At 75.2% G+C, this 14,027-nt stretch carries 10 protein-coding genes and 1 pseudogene; 3 read left to right on the top strand and 8 right to left on the bottom strand.

Features of this window, described 5'->3' with window-relative positions:
- Positions 1 to 1,534: 1,534 nt before the first annotated feature.
- Positions 1,535 to 2,338, bottom strand: coding sequence for an IPT/TIG domain-containing protein (locus tag ACFV04_RS40555; protein ID WP_380536094.1), 804 nt, complete (start codon positions 2,336 to 2,338; stop codon positions 1,535 to 1,537).
- On the opposite strand from ACFV04_RS40555, the pseudogene ACFV04_RS40550 reads away from it, so the two are divergent.
- Positions 2,298 to 2,498: pseudogene (locus ACFV04_RS40550) on the top strand (helix-turn-helix transcriptional regulator); the annotation flags it as partial. The gene ACFV04_RS40555 and the pseudogene ACFV04_RS40550 overlap by 41 nt on opposite strands.
- 78 nt (positions 2,499 to 2,576) lie before the next feature.
- On the opposite strand, the gene ACFV04_RS40545 reads toward ACFV04_RS40550, so the two are convergent.
- From ACFV04_RS40545 to ACFV04_RS40530, 4 genes are all read right to left on the bottom strand, one after another.
- The gene (locus tag ACFV04_RS40545) at positions 2,577 to 2,936 is read right to left on the bottom strand and encodes a lasso peptide biosynthesis B2 protein (RefSeq protein WP_380536096.1); all 360 of its coding nucleotides are present in this window, start codon (positions 2,934 to 2,936) and stop codon (positions 2,577 to 2,579) included.
- Positions 2,937 to 3,007: 71 nt separating this feature from the next.
- Complete coding sequence (locus tag ACFV04_RS40540) at positions 3,008 to 3,265, bottom strand: lasso peptide biosynthesis PqqD family chaperone (RefSeq protein ID WP_380536092.1); 258 nt, start codon at positions 3,263 to 3,265, stop codon at positions 3,008 to 3,010.
- A gap of 125 nt (positions 3,266 to 3,390) precedes the next feature.
- The gene (locus tag ACFV04_RS40535) at positions 3,391 to 5,187 is read right to left on the bottom strand and encodes an asparagine synthase-related protein (protein ID WP_380536090.1); all 1,797 of its coding nucleotides are present in this window, start codon (positions 5,185 to 5,187) and stop codon (positions 3,391 to 3,393) included.
- A gap of 53 nt (positions 5,188 to 5,240) precedes the next feature.
- Positions 5,241 to 5,390 carry a keywimysin-related RiPP gene (locus ACFV04_RS40530; RefSeq protein ID WP_360262657.1) on the bottom strand — a complete coding sequence of 50 codons (150 nt, stop codon included), beginning with the start codon at positions 5,388 to 5,390 and terminating at the stop codon, positions 5,241 to 5,243.
- Positions 5,391 to 6,214: 824 nt separating this feature from the next.
- Between ACFV04_RS40530 and ACFV04_RS40525 the strand changes: the two genes are divergently transcribed.
- Positions 6,215 to 8,614: a lamin tail domain-containing protein gene (locus ACFV04_RS40525; protein WP_380536088.1), complete on the top strand. Its 2,400-nt coding sequence runs from the start codon at positions 6,215 to 6,217 to the stop codon at positions 8,612 to 8,614.
- A 122-nt stretch (positions 8,615 to 8,736) separates the two neighbouring features.
- Here ACFV04_RS40525 and ACFV04_RS40520 read toward each other — a convergent pair whose 3' ends face one another.
- A complete protein-coding gene (locus ACFV04_RS40520; protein WP_380342665.1) occupies positions 8,737 to 9,741 on the bottom strand; it encodes a LysR family transcriptional regulator in 1,005 nt (334 codons plus the stop codon).
- Between the two features lie 137 nt (positions 9,742 to 9,878).
- Here ACFV04_RS40520 and ACFV04_RS40515 point away from each other — a divergent pair, with 137 nt between their 5' ends.
- Positions 9,879 to 11,039: an iron-containing alcohol dehydrogenase gene (locus tag ACFV04_RS40515; protein WP_360262654.1), complete on the top strand. Its 1,161-nt coding sequence runs from the start codon at positions 9,879 to 9,881 to the stop codon at positions 11,037 to 11,039.
- Between the two features lie 299 nt (positions 11,040 to 11,338).
- On the opposite strand, the gene ACFV04_RS40510 is transcribed toward ACFV04_RS40515, so the two are convergent.
- On the bottom strand, positions 11,339 to 12,487 hold the full coding sequence (locus tag ACFV04_RS40510) for a glycosyltransferase family 4 protein (RefSeq protein ID WP_380536085.1): 1,149 nt from the start codon (positions 12,485 to 12,487) through the stop codon (positions 11,339 to 11,341).
- Positions 12,484 to 13,914, bottom strand: coding sequence for a glycosyltransferase 87 family protein (locus ACFV04_RS40505; protein ID WP_380536083.1), 1,431 nt, complete (start codon positions 13,912 to 13,914; stop codon positions 12,484 to 12,486). Before ACFV04_RS40505 ends, ACFV04_RS40510 begins: the two co-directional genes overlap by 4 nt.
- Positions 13,915 to 14,027 lie beyond the last annotated feature (113 nt).

The raw sequence follows: 14,027 nt of genomic DNA, 5'->3' as shown, positions 1-14,027 counted from the left end.
CGGGTGCGCCGGGTGCGGGTGCGCCGGGTGCGGGTGCGCCGGGTGCGGGTGCGCCAGCGACGGGCGCACCGCCCGCAGGAGCGCCGGCTCCGCCCGCCGGTGCCCCGGGCACGGGAGCCCCAGGCACGGGAGCCCCGGCTGCGGGAACGTTGGCTACGAGAGCACCGGCCGCGGGTCCGGCTACTGGTACACCTCCCACGGAAACACCAGCTGCAGGAACCCCTGCCCCGCCCGCAGGAGCCGCAGGCGCGGGAGCCCCGGCTACGGGAACCCCACCCCCGGGTGCACCGGCCGCAGGAGCACCGGGTGCGGCAGGCCCTCCCCCGACTGCGGGAACCCCAGGAGCAGGAGCCCCGGCGGCCGGAGCCTCTGGGGCGCGAGCGCCCGGGGCGGGGGCCCCGCCTGCCGGCGCTCCCGGCATCCCTGCCCCGCCGGAAGGAAGCCCAGGCACGGAAGCGCCTGCCCCAGGTGGCACTCCGGGCACCCCGGCTCCACCCGAAGGAACCCCGGGTACGGGCCCGCCGGGTGCAGGCACCGCAGGTACTGGCACCCCAGGCACAGGCACCCCAGGTACGGGCGCCCCGGGCACGGGCACCCCAGGCACAGGCACCCCAGGCACCGGCAACCCAGGCCCGCCGCCCGCGGGAGCCCCTGCCCCGCACGCGGGCGCTCCGGGTGCGGAAGCTGCGGGAGCCGCCGGAGCCGCCACCATGGCCACCGGCGCCGTGCCTCCGGGCGTGGGTGCCCCTGGGCCGGGTGTTCCCGTACCGGGGGTGGGTGGTGTCGGGCCGGCGCCCACGCCGGTGTAGCGCGCGTGCGCCGTACGGGTGAGGGTGGCGCGGCCGTAGGTCGTGACCGCTCGGGCGGTGACCAGGCCCTGGTGTTCTCCGGGCAGGGCGCGCAGGGTTGCCGTGCAGACGATGGTGGCAGCCGGGCGGAGTCGGGAGGTGTCTGCGCTACCGTCGCCCGGGCAGCGGGGTTCGGCCCCGGGAGCGAGGGTGTCGGTGATCCGCACGTCGGTCACCGGGGCTTGACCGTCGTTGCGCAGTTCGTAGCTCACCCGCACCTCGGCGCCGGCTTTCACCGCCGGTGTGCCGGGCCGGCCGTCGACCGTCACCGACAGCACCAACTCGTCTGTGCCTGGCCCGCCGTGGGGATGGCGGGCAGTCGAGCCGGCGGACGGCGGGCCGGCGGCGGCGCCGGCCAGCACCAGGCCGGCGGCAGCTGCGCACAGGGACAGTTTCCAGCCAGACATACGATCCAGTTATGACCCTGGGGCGGCCTGTGGCCTCCCGACACGCCTTCCGAGGGGTGTCGATCCGCGCCGATCACACGACGGGGGTAACGGCCGCGAACGGGCGGTGGCGCGCGCGTCTGATGCCGGTGTACGCCCCGGTGCCGACCGGGGCCTACACACGTGGAGCAGGCCTCCGGGCACGGCGTCTCCGCGCCGAGGGCCGAGGGCCGGGGGCCGGGGCCGAGGGGCGAGGGCCGGGGGCCGGGGGCCGGGGGGCGCGCCGCTCCGGCCGTCGGCTCAGAGGCCCGTGTAGGTGAACTCGTCGGCCGGGCCGGTGGCGGAGGCGATTTCGCCGGCCGTCACGGTGATGTCCACCGTCTGGCCGTCATCGATCTGCAGGGGCGCGGTGGCGGTGAGCTGGGTGTCCGAGATCCAGGTGACCGACTTTGACGGCCGGTCCTTGAAGTTCACGCCGGCGTCCTCGGGGAAGCCCGATCCGGTGATGGTGACCGTGGTCCTCATCGCCGGCCCGCTGATCGGGTCGATACCGGTGACCACCAGGGGCGCCGGCCCGTCGTAGGCGAACTGCCCGAGCGGCACGACGGGCGACGTGCCGCGGACGTTGGTGACCCGGACGTCCACGATGCCGACGCCGTCGGGCACCGTGGCGCTGATCCGGTAGCCGCCCACGCCGATGATCGGGTCGGGGCACGGGATGGGACCGAAGTCGAGAACGCTGCCCGGGGTGAAGCCGCTGCCCTCGATGACGACCGTGGAGCCGCTCGTGCCGAAGGCGGGACTGACGCCGGTCACCGTCGGCCCGGGGGCGAGCATGGACGTCTGGAGCAGGCCGAGGTAGGTGTTGTCGACGTGCTGGTAGGCGACTTGCCCCAGGAAGTCCGCCGACGTGCTGTTGACGAGTGCCGGGTCGTGCGTCGAGTAGTCCTCGTCCGACGGCACCTGCTGCCGCACCCCGGGCTGCACGTAGACGTTTCCCTTCGGGAGCCCGTCGAGGACGTCGCTCGTCCGCACCCGCACCGCGCTGCTCGTCGGGGAGCGCGTGGCCCCCGTGCGCGCGGCGCTGTCGGGAAACAGCCGCACCGCGCACCCCCTCGGTCTGCCCGGCGACCGCGAACGGGAGGTCGCCGGCCCGGGCTCGGCGGGGCTGCGCACCCGCGAGATCGCCGAGCGGCCGTTCCTCAGCCCCCGCACGGTGGAGACGCACCTGTCCCGGGTCTACCGCAGACTCGACGGCTCCTCCCGGCTCGCGCTGTCCGACCTCACGGGACAGAACAGCGGGCCCCCGACCCGCGTCAGGCGTGCCGGTCAGGCGTGCCGGTCAGGCGTGCCGGTCGGGCACGGAGACGGTGAAGAGGCTGCGGAAGTACGAAGGGTCCACGCCCTCGTCGACCATCCGTCCCTCGGCCTCCACCCAGGCGTGCGCGCCGAACGGCGGGCGGGCGCGGACTCCCACCGCCCAGGTCGGCCAGGTGCCGCGCGCCCGGCAGAGCAGGACGGTCGCGAGCGAGCGCGGCAGGCAGCCTTCGAAGGCCGCGCAGCGCAGGCTGACCGCAACGACGGCGTCGCGCGCCGCCTCCGCCTCGGCGTAGCTCGCCGGGCGGGCGCCCCTGCCGAGCCGGGTCAGCAGCGCGCGGATCCTGGCCGGCGACTTCCGGGCGATCAGCCTGGCCAAGCCCACTGCCACCTTGGCGCAAAGCTTTTGACTGATCGTCAGATTCGTTCCGGACCTGGCGGGCACCACCGCGTCGCTCATCCGGCCACCACCTTGAGCGCGACCAGCTTGGCGACCAGCCGCTCGACGTCCTGCCCGGCCCGGTCCGGTGTGACGTCGAAGGCGGCCGTCAGCCGCTCGGCGGCCTGCTCGACGGTGCCGCCGTCCACCAGCGCCCGGAAGGCCGTGGCTGCGGTCCCGTTGAGCTGGAAGTAGCGGCCGTCGCGGCCGTCCAGCAGCACGATGCCGTACTCGGTGACGGCGGTGGAGACGTCCGGGTGAAGCGCGAAGGTCATGCCGGTCTCTCTCGTCGTGGTCGGGCGGGCACGGCCCGACGGGGGCGGTGCAGGCGGGGAAGGGCAAGCGGGAAGGGGGCAGGCGGGCGGGGCAGGCAGGCGGAAGCGAAGCGGGCGGGCCGGGCTCAGCCCAGCCGGTCCCTGGCCCAGAGTTCGGTGCTCAGGGCGACGGGCATCCGCCCCCCGTGCGTGGCGCCCGCGTACGGGCGGCGGCACAGCTCGCGCAGCGGGGCCGGGTCGATCAGCCCCAGGTCCGCCAGCCGGGAGGTCTGCCAGATCCGGTCGAGTTCGAGCCGGTGCCGGGCGAAGCCCTCGGCGGCGATCATCGCGCCGTCGGCCTTGGTGCGCCGCTCCAGGAAGCGCCGGGGCAGGTCGGCGGCCATGGCGCTCTTGATCAGCGGCTTGAACTCCCATGGGGTGACGCGTTCTTCGGGCCGCACCGCCAGGCAGACCGCGATGACCCGGTCGTCCAGGAACGGGGAGGAACCGCCGTACCCGGGACGGCCGACCACCTGGTGCAGCGACCGGACCAGCAGTCCGGCGTCCTGGACCGCCGCCAGGTCGCTGTGCCGGCCGCGGCTCGGGGCGAGCGGCCGGGCGTGCTCGCCGGCGGCGCGCAGTTCGGCGAGGACCAGGTCCGACGCCTCGGGGGTCAGCCAGTCGGGGAGGGCCAGTCCGCCGCCCCAGTCGAAGACGCGGTTGCGGCGCCGGGCCCGGCCCGTGGTGAGCGCGTTCAGCTCGGCGGTGAACCAGGAGCGGTAGGAGCTGCCGTCGAGCAGGGTACGCAGCGAGGCCCCGAGGTCCAGTCGGCTGAGCAGGCGGATCGTGCGCAGTCGCCGCAGGGCCATCAGCGGGTGGCGGCGCAGCAGTTCGTGGTAGGAGGCGAAGTGGCCGGTCAGCGCCTGGTCGCCGCCCAGGCCGTCCAGGTGCAGGGTGGATCCGTGGCCGACGGCGAGTTCGCGCATCGCGTGCAGCCGGGGCGTACTGAGGACGGCGAGGCTGGGCTCGTCGGTGAGCGCCGTGAGGTCGGTCAGGCCCCCGAAGAAGCCCGGCACCTCGTCGCTCCCGAAGACGACGTGCCGGAGGTGGGGCAGTCCGGCGGCCGCGATGCCGGCCCAGTGGAGGTCGTCGTCGGCCTGGTCGTCGTTGGCCATCGTGAATCCGACGACCGGTGTGTCCTTGGCGGCCAGGGCGAGCAGCGAGGTCGAGTCCAGGCCGCCGGAGAAGTCGCCGGTCAGCCTGGTGGTGCGGGCGAGGCGGGCGCCGACGGCGGCGGACAGCTCGGCGTGCAGTGCCACCGCGGCGTCCGGGAGCGGGAGTTCGGCCAGCGGCGGTTGCCACCAGGGGTGCACCGCGGGTCCCCGCCCGTCGGCCGGCACCGACAGCCAGCTACCGGGCGGCACGGTCTCGACGCCCTTCCAGAGCGAGCGTTCGGGCAGCGGGTGCGGCAGGTTCTCCAGCAGGCGCAGCGCGAGGGCGCCCGGGTCGGGTTCGGGGCCGATCAGGTCGGCGAGCAGGTCGGTCCGGTCCGCGGCGACGGTCAGTCCGTCCACGGTTCCGTGGCTGATCCTGCGCAGGCCCGAGGCGGTGCCCTGCACCCGCAGCCGTCCGCCCACCGAGGCGATCAGGTGGTAGCTGCCCGACCAGCGCAGCGACAGCCCGTCGAGCCGGGCTGGGTCGGTGATCCGTGCCGCCTGGGCGTCCAGGTCGGCCTGGGTGGCGGAGCAGATGCCGACGACGGCGAGGACGGTCTCTCCCGCTCGGGCCTGCAGGAGCTGTGCCGGGGGGATCCGGCCGGCCAGACAGGGCCGGCCGGATCGGTGCGACACGAGCGGCGTGGCATCCGGGGGGAGCCGGTCGGCGGCGGCGACTGCCCTCGGATGGTCCGGGAGGACCACGAAGTACTGTTCACCGAATTCCACCGGCCCTGCCCCCCCTTGACGGATTAGCGCCCGCGCTCACTCACGGCGCGGATTTACCACCAGCTGCGCGGGATGCTGGTCACCCACGGCTCGCCGCCGACGAAACCCATGTAGCCGGTGTCCTCGGCGAAAGAGCCGACCTCGAAGACCTCGGGGGTCTCGTAGGCCTGGAGCTCGACGGTCTCCACGGACTTGTTCTCCATGACAATCTCCTCCCTCGTGATGCGAAACACGCCCGAGTGGGAATGAACGCTCGGAGAGCGTTCCCTGTTCGCGGGGGGATCGGCCTTGCCACGGCCGGGATCCGGGCGGTTCGGGGCGGCGTCGACCGTTGGCGCCCGACGCCGGTGAACCGTGGACCGGAGCCGGCTTCGGCCGATGTCCGGTCAGCTGTTGCACATTGCTGGAAGGACCATGAACGCACCCCCGTGACGGTCTCCCTGACGCAGGGGCCGACAGTACTCAGGCGGTCTTCGGCGGGCAACCGGCAAATTTGCCGGAGAACCCGGTTCCGGGGGCGCGGACGGGCGGGCCGGCCGTCCTCCGGGATTTCGCCGGGCGGGCGTCACGGTGGTTTTGTCGTGGGCGAGTTGGAGTCACCGGGGATGCCCGGATCCGGGTTCCCCGGGTTCGTCCGGTCGGCGGGTCGCGCGGCGCCGGATTGCCGCCGGGCGTCGCGGCCGGAGCCGCAGCCGGAGCCGGTCCGGGACCTCCGCGCCGGACGGTTCCCCGCACCCTGCTTCCCCACGCCCTGCTTCCCCGGTTTCCGCTCCCGGCCGTTCGCCCGGGCATCCGGGCATCCGGGCATCCGGGCATCCGGGCATCCGGGCATCCGGGCATCCGGGCATCCGGAGGCCGTCCACCCACTTGTCGCGCGTAGAAACGTTCTTCCGCCGTACGTCTGGCAGTCGCCCGGCACGGACGGTAGGGATCTGGTGGCGCTGCTACAACCTCAGCGCCCGACCTTTCCCATCCGTGGTCACACCGCCGGGCCACGAGCCCGGACGGTGGTCAGGAGGTAAGCCCCATGCGGAGCACCCCGATTCCCCGGACCAACCCGAGAGCGCCGCGCGTGCGCCGCCGGGCGTCGGCGGCGGCCTCCGCCGCGGCCGTGGTGGCGGCGCTGGTGGCGCTGCCCGGCGGCGTGGCGCAGGCGGCGTCGCCCGACGTCGTGATCAGCCAGGTGTACGGCGGCGGTGGCAACTCCGGTGCCCCGTACGCCAACGACTTCGTCGAGCTGTACAACCGCGGCACCACACCGGTGTCCGTGACCGGCTGGACGGTGCAGTACGCCTCGGCCGCCGGTTCGAGCTGGTCGCGGACCACCCTCTCCGGCACGATCGCGCCCGGCCACTACTTCCTCGTCCAGGAGGCCGCCGGGGCCGGGACGGGCGCCGCGCTGCCGACGGCCGACGCCACCGGCACGACCGCCATGTCGGCGACCTCCGGAAAGGTCGCCCTCGTCACCAACGGAACGGTGCTGACCTGCAGTTCTGGCTGCGCGGGCCTGCCCGGTGTGAAGGACTTCGTCGGGTACGGCAGCAGCGCCGGCTCCGCCGAGGGCTCGCCGACCGGCAACCTGTCGAACTCCACCGCGGCCCTGCGCGCGGGCGGCGGCGCCACCGACACCGACGACAACGCCGCGGACTTCGCGATCGGCGCGCCCGCGCCGCGCAACTCCTCCTCGACCGGCGGGGGCGGCGGCACCGGCGGCACCCGCATCCACGACATCCAGGGCGCCGCCCGCACCTCCCCGCTGACCGGCAGCGCGGTCAGCGCGGTGCCCGGCGTGGTGACGGCGGTCGGCCCCAACGGGTTCTGGTACCAGGACCCGCAGCCCGACAACGACCCCGGCACCAGCGAGGGCGTCTACGTCTACACCACGGGCGCGCCGTCGGTCGCGGTCGGCGACTCGGTCACGGTGAGCGCCACCGTCAGCCAGTACCGCCCGGGCGGTACCGGCGGCACCACCAACCTGTCGATCACCGAACTCACCGCGCCCACCGTCACGGTGGTCGCCCACAACGCGCCGCTGCCCGCCGCCACGCTGGTCGGCCCGGGCGGGCGGACACCCCCGTCCGCGGTCGTCTCCGGCGTCACCTCCGGCGACGTCGAGACCGCGGGGAACTACCGGCCCGCCACCGACGGCCTGGACTTCTGGGAGTCCCTGGAGGGCATGCGGGTCGAGATCGACGACGCCGCCGTGGTCGGCCCGTCCAACACGTACGGCGAGGTGCCGGTCGTCCCGCAGGGCAGCACCACCCGCACCGACCGGGGCGGCATCCTGCTGCAGGCGAACGACGGCAACCCGGAGCGGGTCGTCCTCGGGAAGGCGCTCGCGCCCACCCCGACCGCGAACGTCGGCGACACGCTGACCGGCCCCACCGTCGGCGTGCTCGACTACGCCTTCGGCAACTTCACCCTCCAGGTCACGGCGACCCCGACGGTCACCCCCGGCGGCACCGCCCCCGAGGTCACCGCCGCGCCGACGGCCGGGCAGCTCGCCGTCGCCACCCTCAACGTGGAGAACCTCGCCCCCTCCGACCCGCAGAGCAAGTTCGACGGCCTCGCGGCCGGCATCGTCACCAACCTGCGCGCACCCGACCTGGTCGCCCTGGAGGAGATCCAGGACAACAGCGGTGCCACCGACGACGGCACGGTGAGCGCGACCCAGACGCTGACCAAGCTCACCGCGGCCATCACGGCGGCCGGCGGCCCCGCGTACTCCTACCGCGAGATCGACCCGGTCAACGACCAGGACGGCGGGCAGCCCGGCGGCAACATCCGCCAGGTGTTCCTGTTCCGCACCGACCGCGGCCTGTCCTTCACCGACCGCCCCGGCGCCGGGTCCACCACCGCCGACTCGGTGGTGAACGCGGGCGGCACACCGCAGTTGGCGTACTCCCCCGGGCGGATCGACCCGGCGAACGCGGCATGGAACTCCAGCCGCAAGCCGCTGGCCGGCGAGTTCCGCTGGAACGGCAAGCCGGTCTTCGTGATCGCCAACCACTTCAACTCCAAGGGCGGCGACCAGCCCCTGTTCGGCCGCTACCAGCAGCCGGCCCGCCCCTCGGAGAACCAGCGCCACGACCAGGCGACCGCGGTGAAGTCCTTCACCGACTCGATCCTGGCCGTGAACCCGAACGCCTCGGTCATCGTGCTCGGCGACCTCAACGACTTCGAGTTCTCGCAGACCGCCGACATCCTCACCGCCGGCGGCTCGCTCACCGACCTGCCGCGCACGCTGCCGCTGCCCGAGCGCTACACCTACGTGTACGAGGGCAACTCGCAGGTGCTGGACCACATCCTGATCTCCGGCGCCCTGGCGGCCACGGCGTACGACTACGACATCGTCCACATCAACAGCGAGTTCAGCGCACAGCTCAGCGACCACGACCCGCAGGTGGTGCGCATCCCGCTGCCGTGACGCTTCCCGCTCCGACGGTGCCGGTCGCCCCGCTCGCGGGGAGGCCGGCACCGGCCGTTCCGGGGGCCGGGTGCGCCGCTGCGCCGCTGCGCCGTCGGGCCGCGGGCGGGCGCGCGGCCCGGCTACTCCGGGAGCAGTTCGGCGGCGCGGTCGGCGACCTCGTGGTGCAGGGCGTCGCGCACCGCCCGGACGGCGGGGTGGGTGACCGCCTCCCGCCGCACGGCCAGGGTGATCGGCAGCCGGATGTCGACCTCCGCAGCGAGCAGCCGCCGCAGCCCGGACCGGCCGGTGAGGAAGGCCGGCAGCACGCCGATGCCGGCCCCCAGCCGGGCCGCTTCGAGCTGGGCGAAGACGTTCGTCGAGGAGAACGCGGGGGTGATGCCGGGCAGGTGGCGTTCGATGTCGAGGTCCCCGACCTGGAGCATCGACTCGATGTAGAAGACCAGCGCGTGGTCCCGCAGGTCGGCGACCGTCGCGGGCGACCCGCACCGCGCGAGGTACTCGTCGCTGGCGTACAGCCCCAGCGCGTAGTCGGTGAGGTGCTCGGTCACCAGCCGGCTCCGCGGCGGCCGGCCGATCGCCAGGGCGAGGTCGAAGCCGGCCGGGCGCAGGGTCAGCTGCCTCGTCGCGGTGACGAGTTCGACCTGCAGTCCGGGATGGTAGCGGCGCAGCCGGGCCAGCGCGGGGGTGACGACGCGGGTGCCGAAGCCGTCCGGGGCGCTCACCCGGACGGTGCCGTGGAGGGACGGCGCGTCCTGGCCGGAGACCACGTCGACCACCTGGACCAGGGCGTCCTCGATCGCGCGGGCGCTCTGCGCGACGGCCCTGCCGGCCTCCGTGAGGACCCAGCCCTCCGCGCCGCGCTCCATCAGCCGCACACCGAGGCTCCGTTCCAGCGCACCGATGCGACGGGACACGGTGGTGTGGTCCACGCCGAGCGCGTCGGCCGCGGCCACCAGACGCCCGGTACGGGCGACCGCGAGCAGGTAGCGGAGGTCGTCCGCGCGGAGCCGCCGCGGGTCGAGCGTGCCGCCGCGGTCCGCGCGCGGCGCCGTCGGCGGCGGGGACGGCGGCAGTGGCGGCGGGGCCGGATCCTCGCCACCCACCGGGCGGGAACCGGAGTGCACCCGAGCAGGGTATCTGCATTTCCGCACACCGCGTCTGCGCGATTGGCGATTGAACGCACAACTCGCGGGCGTCACAGTCGAACCCGCCCCGGCCGGAGCACCCCGACCGCCGCTCCCCCACCGTCGAGAGGTCCTCCATGGTTGCCAGCCTTTCCCTGCCCCGGATCCTGCGCGTCGGGCCCGGCGCCGCCGAGGAGTTGGGCGACGTCCTCGCGGGGCTGGGGCTGAGCCGCCCCCTGCTCGTCACGGACGCGTTCCTGGTCGGGACCGGCGCCGCGGAGCGCCTGACGGCGATCCTGCACGAGGCCGGCCTGCACCCGCGGGTGTTCTCCGACACCGTGCCCGACCCGACCACCGCCTCACTGACCGCCGGCCTGAAGGCCCTGCGCGAGCACGAAGCGGACTCCGTCGTCGGATTCGGCGGAGGAAGCCCGATGGACAGCGCCAAGGCCCTGGCCCTGCTCGGCGTGCAGGGCGGCCACATGCGCGACTACAAGGCACCGCGGGTCAACCACGGCCCCGCCCTCCCGGTGATCGCCGTCCCCACCACCGCCGGCAGCGGGTCCGAGGCCACCCAGGTCACCGTCATCACCGACAGCGCCACCGACGAGAAGATGATGTGCCTGGGCCCGGCCTTCCAGCCGCTGGCCTCCGTCGTCGACGTCGACCTGACCCTCTCGATGCCGCCGCGGCTCACCGCCGACACCGGCATCGACGCCCTCACCCACGCCGTCGAGGCGTACGTGAGCCGCAAGGCCAACCCGTTCACCGACAGCCTCGCCCTCGCCGCGATCGACGCCATCGGCCGCCACCTGCGCCGCGCGTACGTGGACGGCTCGGACACCCGGGCCCGCGAGGCCATGATGCTCGCCGCGACCCAGGCCGGCATCGCCTTCTCGAACTCCAGCGTCGCACTCGTGCACGGCATGAGCCGCCCGATCGGCGCCCACTTCCACGTCGCCCACGGCCTGTCGAACGCCATGCTGTTCCCCGAGGTGACCGCCTTCTCCGTCCACGCAGCTCCCGCCCGCTACGCCGACTGCGCCCGCACCCTGGGCGCCGCGACCGCCGAGGACGCCGACGACACGGCTGCCGACAAGCTCGTCGACGCCCTCCGCAAGCTCTGCCTCGACCTGGAGGTGCCCACGCCCCGCGTCTACGGCATCGACCGGGCCGTCTGGGACCGCCTGACGCCCGTCATGGCCGAGCAGGCCCTGGCCTCCGGTTCGCCCGCCAACAACCCCGTCGTGCCCACCGCCGAGCAGATCCGGGACCTCTACGCCCGGATCTACGGCTGAGCGCCCACGCCGACGCCCACGACCGCGGCTTCGGGTCCGCGAATTCGGGGCCCCGGCCGCCGGGGGGCCACGGCGACTGCCGGCCCTGGTCGTCGACCAGGGCGAGGTACTCCACCCCGTCGTTCTCGAACGGGTTTGCCCATGGGCGTCCCGTCGGCGACCGCCGCAGGGGCGGTGGCCCGCGCCGGAGCCGCGGACCGGTCCGGCGGGGGCGGACCTCGGGCGGCACCGGGGTGACGACGCACCGATGTGACGGCGCGTCGGAGTGACGGTGCATCGGGTATCGGTGCGCCGGTGCGTCAGCGGAGTTCGGCGTGCTCCGGACCGGGGGTGAGCAGCCGGGTCAGGCGGTCGGCGGAGTTGTCCCAGGTCCACTCGCGGGCGGCCCAGCGGCGGCCCTCGCGGCCCATCGCGGCGCCCTCAGCGGTGGTCAGCAGCCGGATGACGGCCCCGGCGACAGCCTGGACGTCCCGGCCGTCGACGACGGTACCGGTACGGCCGTCGAGCACCGCGTCGGGGGCGCCGCCGGAGTTCCCGACGACGACGGGCAGGCCGCTGGCCGCGGCCTCCAGGTAGACGATGCCGAGCCCCTCGGCCTCCAGCCCGGCCCGGCGGGTGCGGCAGGGCATGGCGAAGACGTCGGCGGCCGCGTAGTAGGCGGGGGTCTCGGCGTGGCTGCGGCCGCCGACGAAGACCACGGAGCCCGCCGGGAGGCGGGCGGCGAGCTTCCTCAGCCGCCGCTCGTCGGGGCCCTGGCCGACGATGAGCAGCGCGGCCTCCGGAACGGCCCGGCGGATCAGCGGCAGGGACCGGATCAGCATGTCCTGGCCCTTGCGGGGCACCAGGCGGGCCACGCTCAGCACGATCCTGCGGCCGCGCAGCCCGTACCGGTCGCGGACCGCCCGGCCGCGGTCCGCGGTCGGTTCGGGCCGGAAGGCGGCCGGGTCGACGCCGGGCACGAGCCGGCTGAGACCGGCGTGCGGGCCCAGCGCCGGGGCGATCCGGGCCCTGGTGTACTCGCCGAGGTAGGTGACCACGTCGACGCCGTCGCCGACCCGTCGCAGCAGTCGGCGGGTCCCGGGCACCCGGGCCCACCAGATCTCGTGGCCGTGGGTGGTGGCGACGATCCGTCGGACGCCGGCCCGGCGCAGCGCCGGTGCCATCGCGGCGAGCGGGGCCGCCGCGCCGAACCAGACGCGGTCGCAGCCGTGTTCGCGGACCAGCTGCGCGGCGCGCTCGGAGACCCTGCGGGTGGGCAGCAGGGTGCGGGCGGGGTCGCGGACGACCGGGAACGGCAGGCGGGCGTCGAAGGCGGCGTCGCCGGGTTCGGAGGAGGTGTAGACGACCACGTCGTCGCCGGGCACCCGGGTGGCCATCGCGTGCACGAAGGTCTCTATGCCGCCCTGGCGGGGCGGGAAGTCGTTGGTGACGATGAGTGTGGTGCTCACGTGGCTGCCTTTCTCGGGCTCCCGGCGGGTGCCGGGGGTGTCATGCGGTGAACAGGTGGGTGCGGGTGTCCGCGCTGGTCCCGGCGGTCTCGGTCCCGGCGTCCGGCAGACACGGCGGGTCCCGGCGCACGGGCCGGATGGCGGTGGTGCGGCGTTGGTTCGGGTGGGCGCGGGCCGGCGGCGGCGGCCGGGGCCTGCGGCTCGGCCGCCGGGCCTCCGAGGGGCCGACCGGTGGCGAGCCGGGCCCACACGGCGAGGAGCAACGGCAGGGCGAAGTAGCCGAACCGCCCCGCGGGGGCCAGCAGGAAGGCGAGGCAGAGGCCGGTGGCGAGCCGGTCGGCGGCGGCGACCAGGCTCCGGGGCGGCCGGACCAGCAGCGAGGCCGCCACCGCCGTCCCGCCGCACACCAGCAGCAGGACGGCCGCGCCCCAGCCGGCCGGCCCCAGGTCGGCGAGCAGCCGGCCCGGCATCGGGCTGGTGGCGGGGGTCGGGACGGCGCCGCGCCCGGTCGGGAAGAGGAGCACCTGCTCGACCAGCGGGCCGGGCGCGACCAGGAGCGCGGGCAGGATCAGGGCGAGCGTGCCGCCGGCCCACACGGCGGCGCACCGGACGGCGGCGCGGCGGCCCGGTCCGGCCGCGAGCAGCGCGACGGCGACCGCGACCGCGGGCAGGGCGGTCCACTTGAGGGAGCAGGCGGCGGCGAGGGCGAGTCCGGCCGCGACCGGCCGGTGGCGGGCGGCGAGCGCGAGGGCGAGCGCGAGCAGTCCGGTGAGCGGAAGGTCGACGCCGCTGACACACAGTGGCAGCGCGACCAGCGGGGAGGCGGCCAGGACGGCGATCGCGTGCCCGGCGCCGAGCGGGCGGTCGGAGCCGGCCGGGGCCGCACCGCGGCGAAGGACGGCGTGCGCGGCGACCAGGCAGGCCACCAGGGCGGCGGCGCACCACAGCCGGGGGTCGCCGGCCAGCCGGGCGGGGGCGGAGCCGTCGCCGAACAACCGGGCGGGCATGCCGAACAGCGTCATGCCGGGCAGGTACGGGTTGTAGTCCGTCACGTCCCGCGGGTCGGTGAGGTAGGGCGTGCCGTCGTGCAGCAGGGTCGCGGCGGAGCGTTCGATCACCAGGGCCTCGCTCTGGGCCCGACCGGTCGCCAGCAGGGCGGTGAGCGGGACCAGGACGGCGCCGGCCAGCGCAAGGCCGACGGACAGTGCGCGCCGCCGGCGGGTCGGCAGCCCGCCGGCGAGCGCCGCCGCCAGGTAGCCGGCGGCGGCGCACCAGCCCCAGACGCGGTGCGGCGTCAGGGTGGAGAGGGTGGCGAGGGCGGTCGCGAAGCCGGCCGCGCCGAGCCAGCCGGCGGTCCCGAGCGCGCGCCGTCCGGCGCGACCGCCGGACGGCACAACTCCCTTGGATCCGGGCCGGGTCGTCGTCATCGATGCTCCCACCAGTCGTTTCGGCACGCCTTCATTCCAGCCGGATCGGGGGGCACGGTCATGACAGGTAGGTCGAGACTCCCTGGTCGGGGTTGCCCGACCACGGCGGGCCG

It is taken from the genome of Kitasatospora sp. NPDC059599 (genome assembly GCF_042735125.1).
Classification (GTDB): domain Bacteria; phylum Actinomycetota; class Actinomycetes; order Streptomycetales; family Streptomycetaceae; genus Kitasatospora.
Note: the sequence above shows the minus strand (reverse complement) of the source record. Positions and strands in the feature narration are given on the sequence as shown.